Annotated in this window: 13 protein-coding genes; 9 read left to right on the top strand and 4 right to left on the bottom strand. The window is 70.4% G+C overall.

All coding sequences use genetic code 11. The annotated features are described in order from the left end of the window. Positions 1-88: 88 nt before the first annotated feature. The 3 genes from ISP_RS17805 to ISP_RS17795 all read right to left on the bottom strand — a co-directional run bounded on the left by ISP_RS17805 (position 89) and on the right by ISP_RS17795 (position 3,349). Positions 89-1,117, bottom strand: coding sequence for a LacI family DNA-binding transcriptional regulator (locus ISP_RS17805; RefSeq protein ID WP_013225157.1), 1,029 nt, complete (start codon positions 1,115-1,117; stop codon positions 89-91). Positions 1,118-1,121: 4 nt separating this feature from the next. Then, a complete protein-coding gene (locus tag ISP_RS17800; protein ID WP_014466944.1) occupies positions 1,122-2,492 on the bottom strand; it encodes an RICIN domain-containing protein in 1,371 nt (456 codons plus the stop codon). Between the two features lie 113 nt (positions 2,493-2,605). Next, positions 2,606-3,349 carry a FadR/GntR family transcriptional regulator gene (locus ISP_RS17795; RefSeq protein ID WP_230468811.1) on the bottom strand — a complete coding sequence of 248 codons (744 nt, stop codon included), beginning with the start codon at positions 3,347-3,349 and terminating at the stop codon, positions 2,606-2,608. Positions 3,350-3,750: 401 nt separating this feature from the next. Here ISP_RS17795 and ISP_RS48270 point away from each other — a divergent pair, with 401 nt between their 5' ends. The 9 genes from ISP_RS48270 to ISP_RS17750 all read left to right on the top strand — a co-directional run bounded on the left by ISP_RS48270 (position 3,751) and on the right by ISP_RS17750 (position 17,609). Next, complete coding sequence (locus ISP_RS48270) at positions 3,751-6,114, top strand: RICIN domain-containing protein (protein ID WP_013225154.1); 2,364 nt, start codon at positions 3,751-3,753, stop codon at positions 6,112-6,114. Positions 6,115-6,133: 19 nt separating this feature from the next. Then, positions 6,134-7,609, top strand: a complete 1,476-nt coding sequence (locus tag ISP_RS17785) for an arabinofuranosidase catalytic domain-containing protein (RefSeq protein WP_013225153.1) — start codon at positions 6,134-6,136, stop codon at positions 7,607-7,609. A gap of 25 nt (positions 7,610-7,634) precedes the next feature. After that, entirely contained in the window at positions 7,635-9,608 is a 1,974-nt protein-coding gene (locus tag ISP_RS17780; RefSeq protein WP_013225152.1) for an alpha-L-fucosidase, read from the top strand. 23 nt (positions 9,609-9,631) lie between these two features. Beyond that, positions 9,632-10,717 (top strand): SGNH/GDSL hydrolase family protein, encoded by a 1,086-nt coding sequence (locus ISP_RS17775; RefSeq protein WP_013225151.1) that lies wholly within the window; start codon positions 9,632-9,634, stop codon positions 10,715-10,717. 155 nt (positions 10,718-10,872) lie between these two features. After that, complete coding sequence (locus ISP_RS17770; RefSeq protein WP_034285599.1) at positions 10,873-11,622, top strand: GH12 family glycosyl hydrolase domain-containing protein; 750 nt, start codon at positions 10,873-10,875, stop codon at positions 11,620-11,622. A 183-nt stretch (positions 11,623-11,805) separates the two neighbouring features. Then, positions 11,806-12,804 carry a cellulose binding domain-containing protein gene (locus tag ISP_RS17765; protein ID WP_013225149.1) on the top strand — a complete coding sequence of 333 codons (999 nt, stop codon included), beginning with the start codon at positions 11,806-11,808 and terminating at the stop codon, positions 12,802-12,804. A gap of 34 nt (positions 12,805-12,838) precedes the next feature. Further along, entirely contained in the window at positions 12,839-14,209 is a 1,371-nt protein-coding gene (locus tag ISP_RS17760; protein WP_014466941.1) for an endo-1,4-beta-xylanase, read from the top strand. Between the two features lie 58 nt (positions 14,210-14,267). Next, positions 14,268-15,599 (top strand): glycoside hydrolase family 43 protein, encoded by a 1,332-nt coding sequence (locus tag ISP_RS17755; protein ID WP_014466940.1) that lies wholly within the window; start codon positions 14,268-14,270, stop codon positions 15,597-15,599. 27 nt (positions 15,600-15,626) lie between these two features. Beyond that, positions 15,627-17,609 (top strand): family 43 glycosylhydrolase, encoded by a 1,983-nt coding sequence (locus ISP_RS17750; protein WP_230468810.1) that lies wholly within the window; start codon positions 15,627-15,629, stop codon positions 17,607-17,609. Here ISP_RS17750 and ISP_RS17745 read toward each other — a convergent pair. Beyond that, positions 17,575-21,777: a non-ribosomal peptide synthetase gene (locus ISP_RS17745; protein ID WP_013225145.1), complete on the bottom strand. Its 4,203-nt coding sequence runs from the start codon at positions 21,775-21,777 to the stop codon at positions 17,575-17,577. The two genes, ISP_RS17750 and ISP_RS17745, sit on opposite strands and share 35 nt — an antisense overlap. Between the last annotated feature and the right edge of the window lies 1 nt (position 21,778).

Genomic DNA, 21,778 nt, shown 5'->3' with positions numbered 1-21,778 from the left:
GTCAGCCGTCAGTGACAACCGGGGCTTCGCCCCGGAGCGGGGGCTCCGCCACCCGCACCCCCTCAGCGATTGCCGGCGCACGGCGGCGTCACGCCGACTTGCGCGGCACCAGCTCGGTGTCGAGCACCGTGCTCCGGCGCGGGGCCGCGCCGTCGATCATCGCCAGCAGTTCGGCGGTCATCCGGGCGCCCATCTCCTCGACCGGCTGGCGCACGGTCGTGAGCGGCGGGTCCGTCCAGCAGCTGATCGGCAGGTCGTCGAACCCGACGAGGGCGACGTCCTCGGGCACCTTCCGGCCCGCGCGGCGGAGCGCGCGCAACGCCCCGACCGCCATCATGTCCGAGGCCGCGAAGATCCCGTCGACGTCCGGACGGCGGCTGAGCAGCCGGGCCGCCGCGTACTCGCCGGAGGCCTGCCCGAAGTCGCCGCACACCACGAGGCTCTCGTCGTACCGGCCGGCCCGGGTCATCGCCTGCCGGTACCCGAGCAGCCGGTCCGCCCCCGCCGTCATGTCCTGCGGCCCGGCGACGGTCGCCACGGTCTGGCGGCCGCCGTCGAGCAGCCGCTGGGTCGCCAGCCGCGCGCCGCCCTGGTTGTCGGCGTCGACGTACGGCAGCCGGCCCGTGCGCCCCGCCTGGACCGGCCGCCCGCCGAACACCACCGGGATGCCGAGCCAGTCCAGGTCGAGCGGGCGGCGGCCGTGCATGCCGACGACGAGCGCGCCGTCGACGTGCCCGCCGTCGAGGTACCGCACCACCGGCGACTGGTAGTCGTCGGCGGCCGGCACGGTGAGCAGCACGAGCTGCACCCCCACCGCGGCCAGCTCCCGGCCGACCCCCGCGGCGATCCGCGGGAAGTACGGGTCGGTGAACAACCGCGGCACTTCCTCGCAGACCACCAGGGCGATCGAGCCGGTGTGCCGCGCACTGCTCGCCTTCGCCGCCCGCTGCCGGGCGTAGCCCAGCGCGAGCATCGCGGATTCCACCTGCTTGCGGCGTTCCGGGCTCACCCGGGGGAAGCCGTTGAGCACGCGGGAAGCCGTGGCGATCGACACCCCGGCCGCCCGCGCGACATCGGCCAGGGTGGGCCGGAACCCCGACGGTTCGACGATGGACACGGGCTCAGGCGCGCTGGAGCTGGAACCGCTGGTTGGGGTTCCCGGTGAACGTCCACTGCGAGATCCGCGCGCCGTCGGCGGTCGAGACCCCCCAGACGTCCAGTGCGAGACCGCTCAACCGGTTGACCAGGCTCACCGCGCCGCCGCCCTGGTCGACGACCCGCCACTGCTGCGCGGTGGCGTTGGTGTCGGCCTGCTGGCTGATGTCGGCACCGCTGTCGGCGCTCGCGGCCTGGAGCACCAAGCCGCTGTTGCGCGCCCGGACCCGGTAGTAGCCGTCACCGGAATCGACGAAGTCGAACTGCTGGCCGAGCCCGCCGTTGGCCGGCTCCTGCTCGATGAGCGCGCCGGCCGCCGTCGAGGCGCCGGTGATCCCGACGAGCTTGTTGCTGTGCTGGGCCACCAGCTTGTAGTTCACGCCGGTCTGGACCGGCGGGTTCGGCGGCTGGGTGGTGGAGTCGAACTGCGTGATGAACTTCCACACCTCGCCGGAGGTCCAGGTCTGCCAGCCGCTGCAGCTGCAGCCGTCCCGCGGGCCCGGGTCGTGCCCGCCGTCGAAGGCGCCCCAGACGACCGGGTAACCCGCCCGGCAACCGGAGTAGGCGGTGACGATGTGGGTGTGACTGCCGCTGGCGGGCTCGGGCGGGTTCTGCGGGGTGCAGCCGTTGTTCCGCACGAACTGGTCGCGCAGCTGGCGACCGGAGGAGATGGGCAGCACGTTGTCGTTGATGCCGTGCATGCCGATGTAGGCGACGGGCTGGGTGCCGCCGCTGCAGCCGCTGAGGTTCGCGCCGGAGTAGACGGCGACCGCGCGGAACACCGTGGGCCGGGCGCAGGCGAGGGCGTAGCTCATCGCGGCGCCGTAGCTGAAGCCGCCGGCGAAGACCTGCGAAGTGTCGACGCACAGGCCGGTTTCGAGCTGCTTCAGCAGGTCGTCGATGAAGGTGACGTCCTGACCGCCGGGGTTGGCCCAGCCGTTGCCGTTGCCCTGCGGCGCCACGAAGATCGTGTTGTTGCCCGAGCTGTCGGCCAGCCGGCGGAGCCCGTAGTAGGACCAGTTGTAGCCGTCGGTCCCGCCCGAGTCGACGTCGTTCATCGTCCCGCCCCGCCAGTGGAGGCCGACGAACAGCCGGTAGGGGTGGTTGTTGTCGTAGTTGGCCGGGACACGCAGGATGTAGCTGCGGTTCTGGCCGCCGCTCGAGATCGTGTGGTTGCCGCTCGCCAGCCCCGGTGCCTTCCCGCAGCCCGCGGTGCCGGCGGCCGCGACGGCCGGCCGATCCGCGCCGGCGGGGGCGGCTTGCGCGGTTCCGCCGGCGAGCAGGGCGAGGACCGCCCCGATCACGGCGGAGGCGAACAGGGATCTCTGCTTCACCATCACACGGCTCCCTCTGTCGTCAAACGTCAGTGTTTTCGGACGTCGTCATCCTCCCGGGCGGGGGAAGATCCCGGGAGCGAAAATTGTCCACAATGGATTGATCGGCGCTGCGGTCACCGGCCGAAGAGCCGGCGCTGGATCTCCCGGCGGTAGTCCTCCAGGGTGTTGTCGAGGTGGACGCCGGCGGCGTGGGCCGCCGCGTCCGGGTCGCCGTCCCGGATCGCCCGGTAGATCGCGGTGTGCTCCTCGATCGCGCCCACCGCGTGCCCGCCGATCGCGCCGGACATCCCGATGATGTTCGACTGGCGTTGCAGGCGGCGGGCCTCGCGCACGGCCGCGACGAGGAACTGGTTGTGCGACGCGGCGGCGATCCCGGCGTGGAAGTCGTCATCGCCCCGGTCGAACAGCGAGTACTGCCCGGTCAGGTGGCCGTGCCGGCAGGTCTCGGCGGCGGCCTCGATCGCGCGCAGCTCGGCGGGAGTGGCGTTGGCCGCCGCCAGGCGGCTCGCCGCGGTCTCCTGGATCCGGCGGAATTCGAAGAGCATGTAGACGTGGTCGAGATCGGCGGGCAGGAAGAACCCGCCCCACCGGGATCCGCCGAGCATGCCCTCGTCGTCGGAGACATACAGCCCACGTCCTTTGTGCGCTCGCACCCGGCCGATGGCCGAGAGGATCTTGACGGCCTCCCGCACCATGGTCCGGCTGGTTCCCATCCGCGCCGCCAGCTCGTTCTCGGTCGGCATCCGGTCGCCGGGCCGCAGTTCCAGTTCGGCGATCAGCCGGAGGATCTGCTCCGCCACGACTTCGTAGCCGGGGCGGTACGGGACAGGCGGTGCTACTTCCTCGTCACGGGTCACGCAATGAGTATGACTCAGTAACTCTGGGCAGCACCTTACCTCGCCAACCCACCACCCGGTCAATCTTTGTCAGAGCGGATTGAAAGTTACATCCCCGACGCCGGGTGCACGGGCGATACGGAGCAATGGACCGCCCCTCGCTTGACGCCGGGCAGGTGCGCTGTTCTCATGGATCACCGGCACACCAACGGAAAACTCCTCGAGTCACGTCGAAAGTTTCGATCGCGGTCCGAGCCTCACGGCGTTGAATGTGTCGTACACATCCTGCCCGGTCCGCCACCGGGCGGAGGCCGGTCCGGCCAGGCGCCGCGGACGGCCGGCCGCCGGGTGCCGGTGATCAGTACACAGTGGACGGTTGGGCGCCCCCGACCGCCGCCTCGTTTCCGGAGAGGTCCCCGCCCATGCCGTCGCGCACCGCCGCCGCGCTCGCCACCGCTCTCGTGGTGACCGCCATCGCCACCCCGTCCGCCCACGCCGCGACGGTCACCATCGCCGTCGCGCCGAACGGCAACGACGCCAACCCCGGGACCCCCGACCAGCCGGTCGCCACCCCGGCGAAGGCCCAGGAGCTGGCCCGCGCCCAGTCGGCCGGCAACGACGTCGTCGTGCAGCTGGCCGGCGGCACCTACCGGCTCTCCGCCCCGCTGCGCTTCACCAGCGCCGACTCCGCGCAGAACGGCCACACCGTCACCTGGCAGGCTGCCTCCGGCCAGACGCCGGTCCTCTCCGGCGGCAGCCAGGTCGGCGGCTGGTCGGTGCAGGACGCGGGCCAGAACATCTGGGTGGCCTCGGTGCCGCAGGGCGCCGACTCCCGGCAGCTGTTCGTCGACGGCGCGCTCGCCCCGCGCGCCGGGATCACGATCTCCCGCAACGACGTGCAGTTCACGACGTCCGGGATGACCATCACCAACTCCGCGCTGAACTACCTGGCCACGCTGCCGCAGCAGAACCGGATCGAGGTGGAGAGCCAGAACTCCTTCACCGACCGGTACTCGCCCGTGGACCACATCAGCGGGACTTCGATCGTCATGCAGCAACCCGCGTGGAACAACAACAACTGGGGCTACGACACCCTGGCCAAGCCGTTCGGCGGCGGCCAGCTGTTCCTCGAGAACTCCTACTCGTTCCTGAAGAACACCGGCCAGTGGTACCTCGATCCGCAGGCCGGGAAGCTCTACTACAAGGCACCCGGCGGCTGGGTCCCCGGCAGCCACGACGTCGAGCTCCCGCGGCTGCAGTCGCTGCTGCAGATCGGCGGCACCCTCGACAACCCGGTGCGCGGCCTGGCCTTCAAGGGCCTGAACTTCGAGCACACCACCTGGCTGACGCCCAGCACGTCGGTCGGGTACGCGAACCAGCAGACGGGCACGTTCCTCCCGGCCGCGGTCCCGATGCCGGGTGACTTCCTGACCTCCTGCCAGTCCGGCTGCAAGCAGTTCGAGGGCGCCCGCAGCACCTGGGCCCAGGCCCCGGCCGCCGTCCAGGTCTCGGCGGCCACCGGAATCACCTTCAGCGGCAACACCTTCACCCAGCTCGGGCAGGTGGCCCTCGGCATCGGCAACGACGCGAACGCCCACGCCACCGGCGTCGGCCTGGGCGCGTCGTCGATCACCGTGGACCACAACACCTTCAGCGAGAACTCCGGCGGCGGCATCATCGTCGGCGGCGTGCGCGCCGACGCCCACCACCCGTCGAACTCCGCGATGACGATTCGGGACGTCACCATCTCGTACAACACGGTGAGCCGGGTCGCGCTGGACTACCGGGAGATGGCCGGCATCCTCTCGACCTACGCGACGCACACCGTGATCACCCACAACGACGTCTCGAACCTGACCTACGACGGCATCGACGTCGGCTGGGGCTGGGGTGCCAACGACCAGGGCGGCAGCCAGGACTACCGCAACCGCGGCCTGTACGACTACCAGCCCGTCTACTCGACGCCGACCACGCTGCGGGACACCGTCATCAGCTACAACCGGGTGCACGGCACGAAGAAGCTGATGCACGACGGCGGCAGCATCTACAACCTCTCCGCCAACCCGGGCAGCTCCTTCGACCACAACCACATCTTCGACAACAACCGCACGGTCGGGCTGTACCTGGACGAGGGTTCCCGCTACGTGACGCTGTCGGCCAACGTGATCCAGGATTCCGGGGTCTGGGCCTTCACCAACGCCAACGGGTCCAACAACACCAACGACAACACCTTCAGCGGCAACTGGTACAACGGCGGCGCGACCCAGGTGGCCACCGGCCCGCCGCACAACAACGTCCTGAGCGGGAACGTCCAGGTCAGCGGCACCAACTGGCCGTCGGGCGCCCAGCAGGTCATCGCCGCCGCGGGAACCGGCGGCGCGACCGGCACGGTCGCGGGCCCGGTGCACGCGGTGGGGGCGAACAAGTGCCTCGACGTCAGCGGCGTCTCCACCACCCCCGGCGCCGTGGTGCAGATCTGGGACTGCAACGGCGGCACCAACCAGGCCTGGGCCCGCAGCGGCTCGGGTGAGCTGACCGTCTACAGCGGCGACAGCACCCGGTGCCTCGACGCTTCCGGTCAGGGCACCACCCCGGGCACCAAGGTCGTGATCTGGAACTGCAACGGCCAGGGCAACCAGCGGTGGCAGGTCACCGCGAACGGCACCATCACCGGCGTCCAGTCCGGGCTGTGCCTCGACGTCACCGGGTCCGGGACCGCGAACGGCACCGCGATCCAGCTGGCCACCTGCACCGGTGCGAACAACCAAAAGTGGACTCTCGGCTGACGAACAGAGGAGTTCGGCCATGGTCTTCCGCAAGCGTTCCTTCAGAAGAGCACTCCAGGCCACGGCGGCGGCGCTGCTGCTGACCGCCGGGGCCGTGGCCGCCACGGCCCCGACAGCCCAGGCGGCCACACCGCAGGCGTGCGATCTCTACGCCACCGGCGGCACCCCGTGCGTCACGGCGCACAGCACCACCCGCGCCCTCTTCGGGGCGTACAACGGCCCGCTGTACCAGATCCAGCGGGCGTCGGACCAGAAGTACCTCGACATCGGCCTGCTGGAGGCGGGTGGCTACGCGGACTCGGCCCCGCAGGTCTCCTTCTGCGCGGGAACCCGGTGCACGGTCACGAAGATCTACGACCAGACCGCGAACCACAACGACCTGCCGATCTCGTGGGGCGGGTTCTGGAAGGGCCCCGGCCCGAACGGGTCGGACGTCGGCGCGGACGCGATGGCGCTGCCGGTGACCGTCGCCGGGCACCCGGTGTACGGGATCAAGGTCACCCAGGGCGTCGGCTACCGGATCGACAACGCCAGGAACGTGCCGGTCGGGGCCCAGCCGGAGGGGATCTACATGATCACCTCGTCGAACTACGTCAACCAGTGGTGCTGCTTCGACTACGGCAGCGGCGAGATCTCCCACAACGACACCGGCAACGCCACCATGAACGCCATCTACTGGGGCACCGCCTGCTGGTTCAACGGCTGCACCGGGACCGGGCCGTGGGTCGAGGCCGACCTCGAGAACGGCATGTACCACACCGGAACCGGCTCCAACAAGGACCCGAACAACCCCGGCGTGCACCACCCGTTCGTCAGCGCCTGGGAGAAGAACAACGGCACCAGCAACTTCACCCTCAAGTACGGTGACGCCACCACCGGCGGCCTCACCACACCGTACTCGGGCGGGCTGCCCCGCGGCTACTCCCCGATGAAGCTGGAGCCGTCGATCCTGCTGGGCACCGGCGGCGACAACAGCGTCTCCGGGGTCGGCGAGTTCTTCGAAGGCGCCGTGACCAGCGGCTTCCCCACGGACGCCACGGAGAACGCGGTGCAGGCCAGCGTCGTCGCGGCCGGCTACAACACCGGTGGCAGTTCGACCACCACCGGCGCGGTGCACGCGGTGGGCGCGAACAAGTGCCTCGACGTCAGCGGCGTCAGCACCACCCCCGGCACCCAGGTGCAGATCTGGGACTGCAACGGCGGCACCAACCAGACCTGGACCCGCAGCACCTCGAGCGAGCTCACGGTCTACGACGGCGGCAACATGCGGTGCCTCGACGCCTCCGGCAAGGGCACCAGTCCGGGCACCAAGGTCATCATCTGGAACTGCAACGGGCAGAACAACCAGCAGTGGACGTTCAACGCCAACGGAACCGTGACCGGTGTCCAATCCGGACTGTGCCTCGACGTCACCGGCTCCGGCACCGCGAACGGCACGCTGACCCAGCTGGCCACCTGCACCGGTGCGAACAACCAAAAGTGGTCCCTGAGCTGACCGGCCTTCCGAAAGGGTTCCCCCGATGTCTTCGTTCGAGCTGTCCAGGCGCAAGCTGATCGTGGTGGCCGGGGCCGCCGCGGCCGCCGGCGTGTTCCGGGTCCGCACCGCGTGGGCCACCGAAGGCCCCGGCAGCTACACGCCGAGCTGGTCTTCGGTGGACCAGCACCCGCCGGCCCCGGAGTGGTTCCAGGACGCCAAGTTCGGCATCTACTACCACTGGGGCGTGTTCAGCGTCCCGGCGTTCGGCAACGAGTGGTACCCGCGGAACATGTACATCGACGGCTCCAACGAGAACAACCACCACAAGGCGGTGTTCGGCGATCCGTCGGCCTGGCCGTACCAGAACTTCATCAACGGCGCCCGGGACAAGGCGGGGAACTGGGTCCAGTTCGCGCCGAAGCTCAAGTCCGCGGGCGGGAACTTCGACCCCGCCGAGTGGGCCCAGCTCTTCGCCGACGCCGGGGCGAAGTTCGCCGGCCCGGTCGCCGAGCACCACGACGGCTATTCGATGTGGAACAGCACCGCCAACGAGTGGAACTCGGTCAAGACCGGGCCCAAGCTGGACCTGCTGCGGCTGCACGCGGACGCCATCCGCGCGAAGGGCCTCAAGCTGCTGACGGCGCTGCACCACGCGTACCACTTCACCGGGTACTACGACCACGTGCCGAACCAGCCGACCGAGTCGCTGCGGCGGCTGTTCGGCCAGAACGGCCGGCCCGCGGAGAACCAGCTCTGGTACGACAAGCTCCGGGAGGTCGTCGACGGCTACCAGCCGGACCTCGTCTACCAGGACTTCAACCTGACCCAGGTCGACGAAGCGCAGCGGCTGAACTTCCTTTCGCACTACTACAACCAGGCCGTCGCGTGGAACAAGGACGTCGTCGCCACCTACAAGGACGGGTTCGACAACCGCGGCGAGGTCTTCGACTTCGAACGCGGCGGGCCGGGCGACCTGATGAGCCCCTACTGGATGACCGACGACAGCATTTCGAGCTCCAGCTGGTGCTACACCAACGGCATCGGCTACTACTCGATGAAGGCCATCCTGCACTCGCTGCTGGACCGGGTCAGCAAGAACGGCACCATGCTGCTGAACATCGCCCCGATGGCCGACGGCACCATCCCGGCCGGGCAGCGCACGATCCTGCTCGGCATCGGGAACTACCTCAAGCGGTTCGGCGAATCCTTCTACGGCACCCGCGCGTGGGCGGTGTACGGCGAGGGACCGACCAAGATGGGCGGCGGTTCGTTCACCACCCCGGTGGAAGGCACGCGGACCGACGTCCGGTTCACCCGCAGCAAGGACAACACCGTGCTGTACGCGACCGTGCTGGGCTGGCCGGGGAGCACCTTCCCGATCACCACGCTCGGGTCGAACCGGATCAACTTGAGCAACCTGGTCTCGGCGCAGCTGCTCGGCCCGGACGCCGGCACCGCCACCGCCCTGCCGATGCCGGTTCAGGACGCTTCCGCGTTGCGCGTCCAGCTGCCTTCGGCCAACCCGCCGTTCGACTCGCCGGCGTACGTGGTGAAGCTGACCTTCTCCGGCCAGGTTCCCACGCCCGGCTCCGGTCCCCTGCCGACCGGCTGGTCGCGGATCGCGAACGTCACCACCGGTCTGGTGCTCGACGGCGGCGGCAGCGTGGCGGCCGGCTCCCCGCTCAAGCAGTGGAACTGGGACGGCAGCACCAACCTGCAGTGGCAGCTGACCGACGCGGGCGGCGGCTACGTCCGGATCGTCAACCGCACCAACGGGCTGGTCGCCGACAGCCGGGGCAACACTGCCAACGGCGCCACCTGCGCGCAGACGTCGTGGACCGGGGCCACCAGCCAGCAGTGGCGGCTGACCGGCCTGGGCAACGGCCGGTACCAGATCGTCAACCGGGCCACCGGCACCGCGCTCGACGGCATGGGCAGCACCGCCGCCGGCTCGAGCGTGGGCCTCTGGACACCGAACAGCAGCACGAACAACCAGTGGACCATCACCGCCGTGTGACGGCGGCCCGGCGAGGAGACAGCATGCGCACACGATTCGGGTGGCTCGCCGCGGCCGCGGCGGTCCTGGCCGCTCTCCTGCCGGGCACCCCGGCCGCCGCCGAGTCGAACGGCGGCGTCCGGGTCATGCCGCTCGGCGATTCCATCACCGAGGGGACTCAGGTGCCCGGTGGGTGCCGGATCGGGCTCTGGCAGCGGGTCACCACGGGTGGCTATCAGGTGGACTTCGTCGGCTCGCAGTTCAACGGCCCGGCCACGCTCGGCGACCACGACCACGAGGGGCACCCGGGGTGGCGCATCGATCAGATCGACGCGAACATCGCCGGCTGGCTGCGCACCAGCACCCCGCACACGGTCCTGTTGCACATCGGCACCAACGACATCCTGCAGAACTACGACGTCTCGGGCGCGCCCGGCCGTCTGTCCGCGCTGGTCGACCACATCACCGGGGCGGTTCCGGACGCGGAGGTCTTCGTCGCGACGATCATCCCGATCGCCAACAGCGGCCAGGAAGCCGCCGGGCGCACCTTCAACGCCACGATCCCCGGAATGGTGCAGAGCAAGCAGAACGCCGGCAAGCACGTGCACCTGGTCGACATGCACGCCGCGCTGACGACCGCCGACCTGGTCGACGGCGTCCACCCCACGACCGCGGGCTACGACAAGATGGCCGCGGTGTGGTACGCGGCGCTGCAGTCGGTCCCGGGCAGCATCGGCACGCCCGGGCAGTCCACGGCGAGGCAGCTCTTCGGCGCGCAGTCGGGCCGGTGCGCGGGGGTCGCGGCCGCCACCGACGGCACCGCCGTGCAGCTGCAAGACTGTGGCGCACCGGCGTGGACGCCGTCCGGCAAGCAGCTGACGACCGCCGGGTCCAAGTGCCTGGACGCCTCCGGGCAGGGCACGGCCGACGGCACCCCGGTGATCATCTGGACCTGTTCCGGCCAGGCCAACCAGCAGTGGAACGTCAACGCCGACGGGACGATCACCGGCGTGCAGTCCGGCCGGTGCCTCGACGCGACCGGGCAGGGCACCGCCGTCGGCACCAAGCTGATCCTGTGGACCTGCAACGGGCAGGCGAACCAGAAGTGGGCGCTGCGCGCGGCCTCGTGACCGGGAGCGTTCCCGGCGTCCAGGACGCCGGGAACGCATTTCGAAAATCGATCACCGCCATCCTCTTTGCTCCGGCCTGACACTGTGGTTACATCGGTAGCACTTCCGACTGAGAGCGCTCCCAGAATAAGGCCACAACGACGTGGAGGAGACCCATGAAACTCAGGAATGCCTTGTCCGCGGTGCTGCTCGCCGCGGCCGGTCTCGCGGCGCCGGTCGCCGTCGCACCGCTCGCGCACGCGGACACCCTGATCTGCGACCAGTACGGCTCGACCACCATCGGCGGCCGGTACGTCGTCATGAACAACCGGTGGGGCAGCAGCGCTCAGCAGTGCATCAACGTCACGGGCAGCGGGTTCCGGATCCAGACCCAGCAGGGTTCCACCAGTGGTGGCGCGCCGTTGTCGTACCCGGCCGTCTACCTCGGCTGCCACTACTCGAACTGCTCCCCCGGCAGTCCCCTGCCCCGGCAGCTCAGCCGGATCGGCAGCGCACCGTCGTCGATCTCGTACAACTACGTGGGGAACTCGGTTTTCGACGCCTCCTACGACATCTGGATGGACCCGACCGCGAAGACCAACGGGGTCAACCAGATGGAACTGATGATCTGGTTCAACCACACCGGCAACGTGCAACCGGTCGGCGGCCGGGTCGGCACCACCAGCATCGGCGGCCGCAACTGGGACGTGTGGCAGGGCAACAACGGCGGCAACGACGTGCTGTCCTACGTGGCCCAGTCCACCATCTCGGGCTGGTCGTTCAACGTGATGGACTTCGTCAACGACGTCGACAACCGCACCCGCGTCGACCGTTCCTGGTACCTCACCAGCATCCAGGCCGGCTTCGAGCCGTGGAGCGGCGGCGTCGGCCTCGCGGTCAATTCGTTCTACGCCGGCGTCAACTGATCGGACAGGCGACGGCCGGGCGCCGGACCGGCGCCCGGCCGCGCCGAAAGTTTCGAATAGCCCGAGAATTGTAAATTACACGATTGCGTGGTCACCACCGCCGCGCGCGGATACGCTGGTCAACCGAGCGGAATACGGCGCGAAATGCAATAACCGCCCCGCGGCACACGAAGGATTCCCCCGATGAAACTCGCGAAGATCGTCGCCGGCGTGCTGGCGGCCTGCGCCGCGCTGGGTGTCGTGCCCGCGGTCGCGGAAGCCGCCACCGCGGTGCCGATCATGCCGCTGGGGGACTCGATCACGCAGGGCGGCTCGATCGGCGGCTACCGCCTCGACCTCGGCTCGAAGCTGCGGGCCGACGGGCGCTCGATCGACTTCGTCGGCTCGCTGGCCGACGGACCGTCGAGCATGCCCGACCGCAACCACGAAGGGCACCCGGGCTGGACCATCGCGCAGATCGACGCGAACGTCTCCGGCTGGCTGAGCGCGTACCACCCCCACACGATCCTGCTCCACATCGGCACCAACGACATGTACGGCAGCGACCCGGCCGGCGCGCCGCGGCGGCTGTCGGCCCTGGTCGACCGGATCACGAACCTGGCCCCCGGCACCGAGCTCTTCGTCGCCACGATCATCCCGATCCGGTTCGCCGATCCGGCGGTCCGCACCTTCAACGCGGCGATCGCCCCCGACATCCGGGCCAAGGCCGCCGCCGGCAAGCGCGTGCACCTGGTCGACATGTACCCCTCGGTCGCCATCGCGGACCTGCCCGACGGCATCCACCCCGACGCGGCCGGCTACAGCAAGATGGCCACCACCTGGTACAACGCGCTCAAGGCGGTGCCGGGCAGCATCGGCGGGGACTCGCAGCCCCCGGCAGGCGGGCCGTGCACCGCCACGCCGCGGATCGTCGGCACCTGGAACAACGGCTTCCAGGGCGAAGTGACCGTCGCGAACACCGGCACCGAGGCCCTCGACGGCTGGACGGCCGGGTTCGCTCTGCCCGCCGGGCAGAGCCTCGGCCAGATCTGGGGCGGCACGGCCACCGGCACCGGCGCGGTGACCGTCAAGAACGTCGCCTACAACGGCGTGCTCGCCCCCGGCGCCACCACGACCTTCGGCTTCCTCGTGTCCGGCCCCGGCACGGCAAGCCTCGACGCGGCCACGTGCACCAGCCCGTGACGGCGAACCCGTACCCACGATTGAAGGTGTGAACATGAAGATGACATCGCGGTCATTCTCCCGCGCCGCGCTGGCTTCGACGTTCCTGGCGACGTCACTCGGGATTTCCCTGGTGCTCGCCACGTCCGCCGGCGGCGCGGCCTCGACGCTCGGCGGGGCCGCCGCCCAGTCCGGCCGGTACTTCGGCGCCGCCGTCGCGGCCGGCAAGCTCGGCGACTCGACCTATGTGAACATCCTGAACCGGGAGTTCACCATGATCACGCCCGAGAACGAGATGAAGTGGGACGCCACCGAGCCCAACCGGGGCCAGTTCAACTACAGCGGCGGCGACCGGATCCTCAACCAGGCGGTCAGCACCGGCAAGCGGGTGCGCGGGCACGCGCTGCTGTGGTACCAGCAGGAACCGGGCTGGGCGCAGCGCATGGAAGGCTCCGACCTGCGCCAGGCCATGATGAACCACGTCACCCAGGTCGCCACCCACTACAAGGGCAAGGTCTACGCCTGGGACGTCGTCAACGAGGCGTTCGCCGACGGCGGCAGCGGCGGTCGCCGCGATTCCAACCTCCAGCGGACCGGCAACGACTGGATCGAAGCCGCCTTCCGTGCCGCGCGGGCCGCCGACCCGGGCGCGAAGCTCTGCTACAACGACTACAACACCGACGGCGTCAACGCCAAGAGCACCGGCATCTACAACATGGTGCGCGACTTCAAGTCCCGCGGCGTCCCGATCGACTGCGTCGGCTTCCAGTCCCACCTCTCCGGCAACCCGCCCGGTGACTACCAGGCCAACCTCCAGCGGTTCGCCGACCTCGGCGTCGAAGTCCAGATCACCGAGCTCGACATCGCCGGTTCCAACCAGGCCAACGCCTACGGCGCAGTGACCCGCGCCTGCGTGGCCGTCGCCCGCTGCGCCGGCATCACCACGTGGGGCATCCGCGACACCGACTCCTGGCGCACCGGGGAGAACCCGCTTCTGTTCGACGGCAACGGGAACAAGAAGGCCGCGTACAACAGCGTCCTCGACGCGCTGAACGCCGCCACGCCGACCAACCCGACGACCCCCACGACGCCGACCACCCCGACCACGCCCACCACCCCGACCACGCCGAACCCCAGCGGCTGCAGCGCCTCGGTCTCGTTGAACTCGTGGAACGGCGGCTTCGTGGCCAACGTGAAGGTCACCGCGGGGAGCTCCGCCCTCAACGGCTGGCGGGTGACGACCAACCTGCCCTCCGGCGCGGCCGTGACCAGTTCGTGGAGCGCGAGCAACAGCGGCACGACCGGGTCCGTCACCTGGTCGAACGTCTCCTACAACGGCAGCGTCGCAGCCGGGCAGACGACCGAGTTCGGCTTCCAGGGCACCGGCAGCGCCGAGGGCATCACGTCGACCTGCGCAGCGAGCTGACCCCGCTTCCGACCGAACGGAGACCACCGTGCACCACCGACGGCGATTGCTCGCCTGGATGACCGCCGCCCTGTGCGCGGTGGCGCTCCTGCCCGGCACCGCCCACGCCGACAACCCGATCGTGCAGCACATCTACACCGCCGACCCGGCACCGCTGGTGCACAACGGCCGCGTCTACCTCTACACCGGGCACGACGAGGACGGCTCGACCTACTTCACCATGAAGGACTGGCGGGTCTGGTCGTCCGCGGACATGGTCAACTGGACCGACCACGGCTCGCCGATGAGCCTGGCCACGTTCAGCTGGGCCAAACAGGACGCGTGGGCCGGGCAGGCCGTCGAACGCAACGGCAAGTTCTACTGGTACGTCCCGGTGGTCAACCGGGCGACCGGCCGGATGGCCATCGGCGTCGGCGTCGCGGACAGCCCCACCGGGCCGTTCCGCGACGCCATCGGCCACCCGCTCGTCGAGAACGGCGAGATCGACCCCACGGTGTTCATCGACGACAACGGCCAGGCGTACCTGTACTGGGGCAACCCGAACCTCTGGTACGTGCGGCTCAACGCCGACATGACGTCGTACTCGGGCGGCGTCAACCAGATCCCGCTCACCACGGCCGGGTTCGGCACCCGCCCGAACGGCGGCAGCCGGCCGACGATGTACGAGGAAGGCCCCTGGGTCTACAAGCGCAACGGCCAGTACTACAACGTCTTCGCGGCCAAGTGCTGTTCCGAGTTCATCGGCTACTCCACCTCGCCCGGGCCGACCGGACCGTGGACCTACCGGGGCACGGTGATGCCCACGCAGGGCAGCAGTTTCACCAACCACCCCGGGATCGTGGACTACAAGGGCAGCTCGTACTTCTTCTACCACAACGGCGCGCTGCCCGGCGGGGGCGGCTACACCCGCTCGGTGTCGGTGGAGAAGTTCGCCTACAACGCCGACGGCAGCATCCCCACCATCAACATGACGAACTCGGGGCCGCCGCCGGCCGACACGCTCGACCCCTACACCCGGCAGGAAGCGGAAACGATCAACTGGGAATCGGGGATCGAAACCGAGCCCGCCTCCGAAGGCGGCATGAACATCGGGTGGATCGAGAACGGCGACAACGTCAAGGTCCGCAACGTCGCCTTCGGGGCCGGCGCGAAGACGTTCACCGCTCGCGTCGCCTCCGCGAGCGCCGGCGGCGCGATCGAGGTGCGCCTCGGCAGTGCCACCGGCACGGTGGTGGGCCGCTGCACCGTGGCGGGCACCGGCGGCTGGCAGACGTGGACCTCGGTGTCCTGCCCCGTCACCGGCGTGACGGGCACGCAAGACCTGGTCCTGCGGTTCACCGGAGGCAGCGGCTACCTCTTCAACGTGAACTGGTGGCAGTTCGCCGCCTGAGCACCCTGACCGGAAAGGACAGACGTGGTGTCACGCCGACGATCCCGGGCGGCCGCCTCGGCCCTGCTCGCCGCGACCGGCCTCGCCGGCGCCGTCCTGGTGGCGACCCCGGCCGCGCACGCCGCGGCCGGGTGCTCGGTCACCTATTCGAAAACCTCGGAATGGCAGGGCGGCTTCGGCGCGTCCGTGTCGATCACCAACCTCGGTGACGCGGTCAACGGGTGGACGCTCGAGTGGTCGTTCGCCGCCGGTCAGCAGGTGGGCCAGCACTGGAACGCCACGATCACCCAGGGCGGCACCGAGGTCAGCGCGAAGAACGTCGCCTACAACGCCGCCATCCCCACCGGGGGCACGGCCGACTTCGGGTTCAACGGCTCGTTCACCTCGGCCAATCCCGCTCCGGCGGCCTTCCGGCTCAACGGCACGCTGTGCACCGGCGGCGTGGACCCCACGACCCCGACCACGCCGACGACACCCACCACACCATCGACCCCGACCACCCCGAACCAGCCGTCGACGTTCACGAACCCGGTGCTGTGGCAGGACTTCGCCGACGACGACATCATCCGCGTCGGCGACACCTACTACTACTCCGCCTCGACCATGCACTACTCCCCCGGCGCGCCGATCCTGCGCTCCTACGACCTGGTGAACTGGGAGTTCGCCGGCCACTCCGTGCCCAAACTGGACTTCGGCGCGAAGTACGACCTGAACGGCGGCCGCGGGTACGTGCGCGGCATCTGGGCGTCGTTCTTCAACCACCGCGCCAGCAACGACACCTTCTACTGGGGTGGCTGCGTCGACTTCGCCAAGACCTACATCTACACCGCCACCGCGGTGGACGGACAGTGGTCGAAGCACACCACGATCGACAAGTGCTACTACGACGCCGGCATGCTGGTCGACGACGACGACACGATGTACGTCGCCTACGGCAACACCACCCTCAGCGTCGCCCAGCTCTCCAAGGACGGGAAGACCGAAGTCCGCTCGCAGCAGGTCTTCCAGACCCCGTCGAACATCGGCACGCTCGAGGGTTCCCGGTTCTACAAGCGCAATGGCAGCTACTACATCTTCACGACCCGGCCGGCCAACGGCCAGTACATCCTCAAGGCGAGCAACCCCTTCGGGCCCTACACCATCCAGCAGGTGCTGCTGGACCTGCCGGGCCCGGTCTCCGGCGGCGGCGTGCCGCACCAGGGCGGCCTGGTGCAGACGCAGAACGGCGACTGGTACTACATGGCCTTCGTCGACGCCTACCCCGGCGGCCGGGTCCCGGTGCTCGCCCCGGTCACCTGGACGGCCGACGGCTGGCCGAAGCTGCAGACGGTCAACGGCCGCTGGGGCACGACCTACCCGAAGCCGAACCTGCCACCGCCCCCGCGTCAGGTCGAACCGATGACCGGCACCGACACCTTCCCCGGCCCGGCGCTGAGTCCGCAGTGGGAGTGGAACCACAACCCCGACACGACGAAGTTCTCGGTCGGCAACGGGCTCAAGCTGTCCACCGCCACGGTCACCAACGACCTCTACTCCGCCCGCAACACCCTGACCCACCGCATCCAGGGCCCCACCTCCACGGCGACCGCCACGCTCGACCTGACGTCGATGCGGGACGGTGACCGCACCGGCCTGGCGATGCTGCGCGACTCCTCGGCGTACATCGGCGTCAAGCGCGACGGCGGCCGCAACCGGGTGGTCATGGTCAACGGCCTGACCATGGACGGCAACTGGAACACCACCGGCACCGGCACCGAGGTGGCGAGCACCGACCTGCCCGGCAGCCGGATCTGGTTGCGCGCCAACGCCGACATCCGCCCCGGCACCGGCCGCCAGGCCCGGTTCTCCTACAGCACCGACGGGGTGAACTTCACTCCGCTGGGCACGCCGTTCACCCTGAACAACGCCTGGCAGTTCTTCATGGGGTACCGGTTCGCCGTCTTCAACCACGCCACCCAGGCGCTCGGCGGCGCGGTCACCCTCCAGCGGTTCGACCTGACCGCGCCATAGGCTGCGGGCTTCGCCGGCCCGGCTGCTCGCCGGGCACGGCGAAGGTCCGGTCGGCCTGCCAGAACGCCTGGGTCGGCGGCTCGGGCGCGGGCCGCTGCCGGGTGTGGCGCAGCGGGCGGGTCGGCGGCTCCGGATTCGTCCGTGGCGAAGGGGCTTTCTGCTCCTTCGTCGGCACGCCCGCGTAGCGCAACCGCGGGAGCAGGTGTTCCCGCTTCATGATCACGCTGTGCGGGGCCACGTGGGTGTGCTCGCCGATTTCCGCGCCGTACAAGGGAACCGTGCCGTGCGCGAGCGTCGAGTGCGCGCCGACCCGGACGTGGTCGATCTTGAGCACGCGGTCCTCGAACGTGTGGGCCTGGAACATCGCGCTGACCGTCGCGCCGTCGCCGAAGTGCAGCATGTCGGGGTCGACGACCTGGGCGAACCCCTCGCCGAGCACCACCCGCTTGCCGATGTCCATGCCCATCCGGCGCAGGTACAGCGGCAGCATCAGGGTGCCTTCCAGCGCCGAGAGCACGCCGCCCGCGATCACGCCCCAGGCCACGTAGAGGAAGTCCCAGCGGCTGCACCAGCAGGACCACAGCGGGTGCACGCCCGGTTTGACCCGCCCGAGCAGCCCCCACTTCAGCGCGAGGACGACCAGGCACGGCAGGATCCCGGTCGCCACCGTCACCAAACCGGTGCCGGGGAAGACGAACGCGGCGAGTGGCAAGGCCGTTGCGGCGTAGGCGATCATGACGAACCACGCCGTCAGCACGGCCAGGGGGACGACCGGGAGCGCGAAGCGCAGCCATTCCCAGAACACCCGGGTGACGACCCGCGCGAACGACGGGTCGTGCGTGAGGCTCCGGTCGGTTTCCACGATTTCGCGGCGCGGCAGCAGGATCGGCGGGTGACCGAACCACGACGTGCCGGGCCGCATGATGCGGTCGTCGGCCACCGTGCAGACGCCGATCAGGATGTCCGGGGGCAGCTGTTGCCCGCCCGGGATGACGGCGTGGTTGCCGAGGAACGTGTCGTGTCCCAGCCGGACTCGGGACAGGGTGACCGTGCCCTGCTGGATCCGGGGGCCGCCGAGGTAGATGCCGTCGGCGAAGAACGTGTCCGGCCCGATCTCGACCAGCTCGGGGACGACGTCGATGATCGTGCTGATCTCGCAGCCGCGCCCGACCTGCATCCCGGCCCAGCGCAGCCACACCGGCCAGAACAGCCCGCCCGACAGCCAGTTCCCGGCCGTGGTGACCAGGCCGGTCTTGAGGCCGACCCGGATGTAGGCCGGGCTCCAGCGGCTGATGACGCCTTCCTCGACGCGCCCGAGCGCCCGGGCGCAGAACGCCTCGGCCCAGACCGAAACCAGCAGCGACACGCAGCTCGCCGCGGCGAAGACGAGCATGAACCCCAGGTGCGCCCACGGCCGCGTGAGCGCGTCGAGCAGCGCCGGGTAGGTGACGTCGAAGGCCAGCGCCAGGGCGATCAGGACGATCGAGAACGGGAGCGTGAACACCCAGGCGAAGAGCGCGCGGGCGGCGATGGTCGCGAGCCCGTGCGCGAACGGCGAGAGCATGCTGCCGGTGACGACCGGGACGGGTGCGCGCGGTGCCGGGCCCGCGTCGTGCGCCGGGACGCCGTCCCAGCGCCGTCCGTCGGGAACGGCGGTCCCGGACGGCAGGGACGACAACGCGGCCAGCCACGCACCGCGGCCGAGGCGCGTGTTGGGGGACATCCCGGCGCGGACGTCCACGGTGGCCCCGCCGGCGACGGTGATCCGGCCGATCACCAGGTGTCCCTCGGTCAGCTGTACCAGGCCGAGCGAGGCGTCCTGGCTGATGGTGGCGTCGTCGCCGATGTCCAGCAGGTCCCAGCCGCCCTGGACGACGTCGACGCCGCGGTGGATGTGCACGCGCTTGCCGATCCGGGCGCCGAGGGAACGCAGGGCCATGTTCTGGAACTCGGTGCCGGCGATGGTGCCCCACGGCACGAACCGCAGCAGGTGCCGCACGATCCACAGCCGCAGGTGGAACCCGCTCCACACCGGGACCCGCATCGGCTCGAACTTGCCGATGAGCAGCCGTTTCGCGCGCACGGCGAAGAACACCGCGACCGGCGTCCAGCCGAACCCGAGCGCGACGAGCGCGACCGGCAGCAGCACGATCAGCGGGACCAGGCCGATCCGCCCGGCCAGCCAGGGCAGCGCGACGAACGCGGCGAACCAGCCGATCGGCGCGGCGATCGCCAGTTCGGCGCCCAGCCAGGCCGCCTGGGCGAGCGTGATGGTGATCGCGCTGCGCGCGGGCGCCGCGACCGCGTCGATCTCGTCGTGGGTCGCGGGGGCGGCGAGGCTCGCCAGCCCCGCCACCGTGCGGGCGCGGTAGACGTCCCGGACGGCGATGGCTTCGGTGAGCGGGTTGACGCGCAGTTTCGAGATGAGCACCGCCGCCTGCAGCGAGCTGCCGCCGAGGTCGTCGAAGAAGTCGTCGTCGGGGCCGATGTCCTCGGTTTCGAACACCTCGCGAAGGGCCTCGGTGATGAACTGCTCGGTTTCGGTGCCGGCCGTCCCGGTCGCCGCGTGCCGCCGCACCGGGCTCCCGGTGGCCAGGACCGGGAGGTCGGTGCGGCGCAGCTTGCCGCCGGCACTGCGCGGCAGCGTCCCGGCTTCCCCGAACACCGCCGGGATCATGTACGGCGGCAGGGCTTTGCGCAGGTGGTCCTTGAGCGCGGCCGCGTCCGGCATCGCGCCGTCCGGCACCAGGTGCGCGGCGATCACCTGGCCGGCGCCCTCACCCTGGACCCGGCAGGCCGCCTCGCGCACGCCGGGGAACCGGGCCAGCGACGCCTCGATGGCCTCCAGCTCGATCCGGTAGCCGCGCAGTTTGACCTGGGAGTCGATGCGGCCGTGGTAGAAGAGCGTGCCGTCCGCTTCGGCGTGCACGAGGTCGCCGGTGCGGTAGAGCCGCCCGAGCCGCGGGTGCTGCGGGAACTTCTCGGCGGTGAGCTCCGGTTTGCGGTGGTAGCCCAGCGCCAGGCCGGCGCCGCTCATGCACAGCTCGCCCTGCTCCCCCGGCTTGACCGGTTCGAGCCGCTCGTCGAGGACCCAGGCGCGCATGCCCGGCACCGGTTTGCCGACGGCGACCGGCCGGCCCGGTTCGACGTCGGCGCGCAGGCAGGTCACCGTACACTCGGTCGGCCCGTAGCCGTTGACCATCCGGCGGCCGGGGGCCCAGCGCTCGGCGACGTCGCCGGGCAGCGCTTCCCCGCCGACGTAGAGCAGGCGCAGGTCGGGCAGCTCCCGCCTCGGGTCTTCGCACGCCGTCGCGCGCAGCAGGGTCGGCGGCGGGCAGAGCACGGTGATCCGTTCGTGCCGCAGCCACGGCACGAGGTCGGGGCCGAGCCGGGCGGTCTCGTCGTCCAGCACCACGACGGTGGCGCCGCACGCCCACGCCATCCACGCTTCCTCGACCGACGAGTCGTACGCCGGCGACGACCCCTGGGCCACCCGATCCCCCGGGCCGAGGCCGAACTCGGCGACGTCCGACCGGATCAGGTTGACCACGCCCTGGTGCCCCACGAGCACGCCCTTCGGCTTGCCGGTGGTGCCCGAGGTGTAGATGACGTAGGCCAGGCCCGGCGGCGCCGCCGGCGCAATGACAACCGGGGCTTCGCCCCAGGCCGGGGGCTCCGCCACCCGGAGCCCCCGAAAAGCGGAGGTGGCCGGCTGTGCCGCCGGCTTGGCCGGGCCATCAACGCGCTGCACCGCACCGGTGTAGCCGGCGCGGGTGGCGCGTTCGTGCCCGGCCTGGTCGGTGACGAGCAGCGCGGGCGCGGCGTCGTCGAGGATGTGGCGCAGCTGCTCGTCGGGGAAGGACGGGTCGAGGCAGACGTAGGCCGAGCCGGCCCGCAGCACGCCGAGCTGCGCCAGGTAGAGGTCCTCGGTCGTGCGGGACAGCAGGATCGCGACGATCCCCGGCCGCCGGACCGTGTGCCGCACCGCGCGGGCGACGGCCGTGGACCGGCGGTGCAGGTCGCGGTAGGTGACCGACCGTCGCGGCCGCCCACCCGACGGGGGGACGTCGAGGGCGATCGCGTCCGGCCACCGCCGGGCCGACTGCTCGAAGAAGTGGTGCAGGAGCGGAGCCTCGGCCGTCCCGCCCCGCTGGAGCGCTTCGCTCACT

Source organism: Amycolatopsis mediterranei, assembly GCF_026017845.1.
GTDB classification, from domain to species: Bacteria; Actinomycetota; Actinomycetes; order Mycobacteriales; family Pseudonocardiaceae; genus Amycolatopsis; species Amycolatopsis mediterranei.
Note: the sequence above shows the minus strand (reverse complement) of the source record. Positions and strands in the feature narration are given on the sequence as shown.